The sequence below is a fragment of the Gordonia sp. (in: high G+C Gram-positive bacteria) genome (genome assembly GCF_049299075.1).
In the GTDB taxonomy this organism is placed as follows: domain Bacteria; phylum Actinomycetota; class Actinomycetes; order Mycobacteriales; family Mycobacteriaceae; genus Gordonia.
The window spans coordinates 1-3,185 of record NZ_JBAQWU010000098.1 but is presented as its reverse complement, the minus strand read 5'-3'; the positions used below and the strand labels follow the sequence as shown (position 1 = coordinate 3,185).

4 protein-coding genes are annotated in these 3,185 nt (G+C 69.1%); all 4 read left to right on the top strand.

What is annotated here, in order from left to right; genetic code table 11:
- Positions 1-303: phosphoadenosine phosphosulfate reductase family protein (locus WAW85_RS03240; RefSeq protein WP_422558217.1), on the top strand; the 303-nt coding region annotated here is incomplete at its 5' end.
- Positions 300-1,247 carry a sulfate adenylyltransferase subunit CysD gene (gene cysD / locus WAW85_RS03235; protein ID WP_422558216.1) on the top strand — a complete coding sequence of 316 codons (948 nt, stop codon included), beginning with the start codon at positions 300-302 and terminating at the stop codon, positions 1,245-1,247. The genes WAW85_RS03240 and cysD, both read left to right, overlap by 4 nt.
- On the top strand, positions 1,247-2,563 hold the full coding sequence (locus tag WAW85_RS03230) for a sulfate adenylyltransferase subunit 1 (protein WP_422558215.1): 1,317 nt from the start codon (positions 1,247-1,249) through the stop codon (positions 2,561-2,563). Before cysD ends, WAW85_RS03230 begins: the two co-directional genes overlap by 1 nt.
- 4 nt (positions 2,564-2,567) lie before the next feature.
- On the top strand, positions 2,568-3,185 hold a 618-nt coding region (locus WAW85_RS03225), incomplete at its 3' end, for a sirohydrochlorin chelatase (RefSeq protein WP_422558214.1).

The following is a 3,185-nucleotide window of genomic DNA, read 5'->3' as shown; positions in this document are numbered from 1 at the left end:
CCCTACCGCGCCTGGGTGACCGGCATTCGCCGCGTCGAGTCGCCCACACGCGCCGATTCCCCGCTCATCTCCTTCGACGAGGGCTTCGGCCTGGTGAAGATCAATCCCCTCGCCGCCTGGACCGATGAGCAGTTCCAGGACTACATCGACACCCATGGCGTCCTGGTCAATCCGCTGGTCGACGACGGATATCCGTCGATCGGGTGCGCACCGTGCACCGCCAAACCAGCTCCCGGAGCAGATCCGCGCAGCGGCCGTTGGGCCGGCAGCGCCAAGACAGAATGCGGGTTGCACGTCTCATGACCATCACTGACACTCCACTCGACGTTGTCGCCGAGAACGACGGCGCCCTGGCCGCCTTCACCACCCTCGACGCCCTCGAGTCCGAGGCCATCCACATCTTCCGCGAGGTGGCCGGCGAGTTCGAGCGGCCGGTGATCCTATTCTCCGGCGGCAAGGACTCAACCCTGCTGCTGCACCTGGCGCTCAAAGCCTTCTGGCCGGCACCGCTGCCGTTCTCGCTGCTGCACGTGGACACCGGCCACAACCTGCCGGAGATCATCGAGTTCCGCGACGAGATCGTCGAACGCCACAACCTGCGCCTGCACGTGGCCAGCGTCGAGGAGTACCTGGCCGATGGCCGGCTCGCCGAGCGTCCGGACGGCATCCGCAATCCGCTGCAGACCATCCCGCTGCTCGACGGTATCTCGGAGAACCGCTTCGACGCCGTGTTCGGTGGCGCCCGCCGCGATGAGGAGCGGGCCCGCGCCAAAGAGCGCATCTTCTCTCTGCGCAATGCCTTCGGCCAGTGGGATCCGAAGCGTCAGCGTCCGGAACTGTGGAACCTGTACAACGGCCGGCACGCCCCGGGCGAGCACGTCCGCGTATTTCCATTGAGCAACTGGACCGAACTGGACGTGTGGCGCTACATCGCCCGCGAGCAGGTGCTGCTGGCTCCGCTCTACTACGCGCACGAGCGCGAAGTCTGGGACCGCGACGGCATGTGGATGACGTCCGGTACGTGGGGCGGCCCGCGCGAAGGCGAAGAAGTACAGACCCGCACCGTCCGCTACCGCACTGTCGGCGACGGCTCCACCACCGGCGCGGTGCTCTCTGAAGCCGCCGACAATGCGGCTGTCCTGGCCGAGGTGGCCGCCTCCCGGCTGACCGAGCGGGGCGCCACCCGCGGCGACGACCGCGTCTCCGAGGCCGCTATGGAAGACCGCAAGCGCGAAGGATACTTCTGATGACTGCTCCCACCCTGCACGACGGCGGCGACCTGCTGCGCATCGCCACGGCGGGCAGCGTCGACGACGGCAAGTCGACCCTCGTCGGCCGGCTGCTGTACGACACCAAGTCGGTGCTCGCCGATCAGATCGACGCGGTGACCAAGGCCTCGGTCGACCGCGGTATGGATACCCCGGACTTGTCGCTGCTGGTCGACGGCCTGCGCGCCGAACGCGAGCAGGGCATCACGATCGACGTCGCCTACCGCTACTTCGCGACCCCGGCGCGCAGCTTCGTGCTGGCCGACACCCCGGGCCACGTGCAGTACACCCGCAACACGGTGTCCGGCGCGTCCACCGCGCAACTGGTGATCCTGCTGGTCGACGCCCGCAACGGCGTCGTATCGCAGACCCGTCGCCATGCCGCCGTCATGGCACTGCTTGGCGTGCCGCGCCTGGTGCTGGCCGTGAACAAGATCGACCTCGTCGACAATCCGGGAGAGGTCTTCGCGCAGGTGTCCGCCGAGTTCGGTGCGATCACCCGATCGCTGGGCTACTCCGACGACCAAGTGCTGGAGATCCCGGTGTCGGCGCTACACGGCGACAACATCGCCGTCCGGAGCGAGAGCACCCCGTACTATGACGGGCCCACGCTCATCGAGCACTTGGAGACGGTGCCCAATGAGGCCGACCGCCGCGACGTCGGGTTCCGGTTCCCCGTGCAGTACGTGATCCGTCCGCGCACCGCGGACTACCCGGATTATCGCGGCTACGCCGGTCAGGTGGCCGCCGGGACCGTGCACGTCGGCGACGAGATCGTGGTGCAGCCGTCCGGGCAGCGCTCGCGCATCGCCACAATCGATACCCCCGACGGTGAGCTGGAGTCGGCGCACACCGGCCGCAGCGTCACGCTGCTGCTGGCCGACGACATCGACATCTCGCGCGGCGATCTGATCGCCGCCGTCGGCGATGCACCCGAGCCGGCGCAGCAGTTCACCGCGACAGTCTGCTGGCTGGGCGACAAGCCGCTGCGTTCCGCCGCCCGACTGCTGCTCAAGCACGGCACCAAGACCACCCCGGTGATCATCGGCGGGCTCGAGGCACTGTTCGACGAGCAGAACCTGGCTCTGGTCGATGCGCCGGAGACGGTGGAGCTCAACCAGATCGGTCGGATCTCGCTGACGACGGCCGAGCCGATCGCCGCGGACGACTATCAGGTGAACCGGGAGACCGGCAGCTTCCTGCTGGTCGACCCGCAGGGCGGCAACACCCTGGGCGCTGGCCTCATCGGCGACGCCCTGGCTCCGCTGCACCTGTCGCAGGCCGCGCTCGTCTGAGTCGATGACGCTCGTTCTGGCCGCACATGGCAGCCGTGATCCGCGCTTCGCCGCCACCGCACAGCGTGTGGCGGCGGCGGCGCAGCGCGGGCTGCCGGACGCTCGGGTCGAGTTGGCCTATCTGGATCGCAACGAGCCTCTGCTCGCCGACGTCCTCGATCGGCTCGGCGGTTCCGGTGCCGCCGACGTCGCCGTCGTCCCGCTGCTCTTCGGCGACGGCTTCCACAGCAAGTCCGATCTGCCCGAGATGCTGCGCCGCGCCCGGCTGCGCCACCCCGGCCTGCGCGTGCGGCAGACCCCGGTCGTCGGCCGCTACTCCCCTGTCCCGGCGCTCATCGACCGGATCACCGAAGCGGCAGCCCCGCTCCCGGAGCTTATCGAAGGGTCGAAGGACACCGGCGTCCTCCTCTATGCCGTCGGGTCATCCGATCCGGGCTCAGATGCCTCCGTCCGCGAACGTGGCCGCGAACTGTCCGGCGTGCTCGGTGTCCCGGTGCAGACGGTCTTCGCGACGCGCCTGGGCACCGGCGGCGGCGTCGTGCGCGAGGCCGTCTCTCGGCTGACCGCCCAGGGCGCGACCCGCGTTGCGGCCGTTCCACTGTTCCTGTCCGCGGGCCTGCTG

Bases quoted from the DNA above. Each gene is read 5' to 3' on its own strand.
- WAW85_RS03230 (WP_422558215.1), top strand. From the start codon at position 1,247: ATGACTGCTCCCACCCTGCACGACGGCGGCGACCTGCTGCGCATCGCC.
- cysD (WP_422558216.1), top strand. From the start codon at position 300: ATGACCATCACTGACACTCCACTCGACGTTGTCGCCGAGAACGACGGC.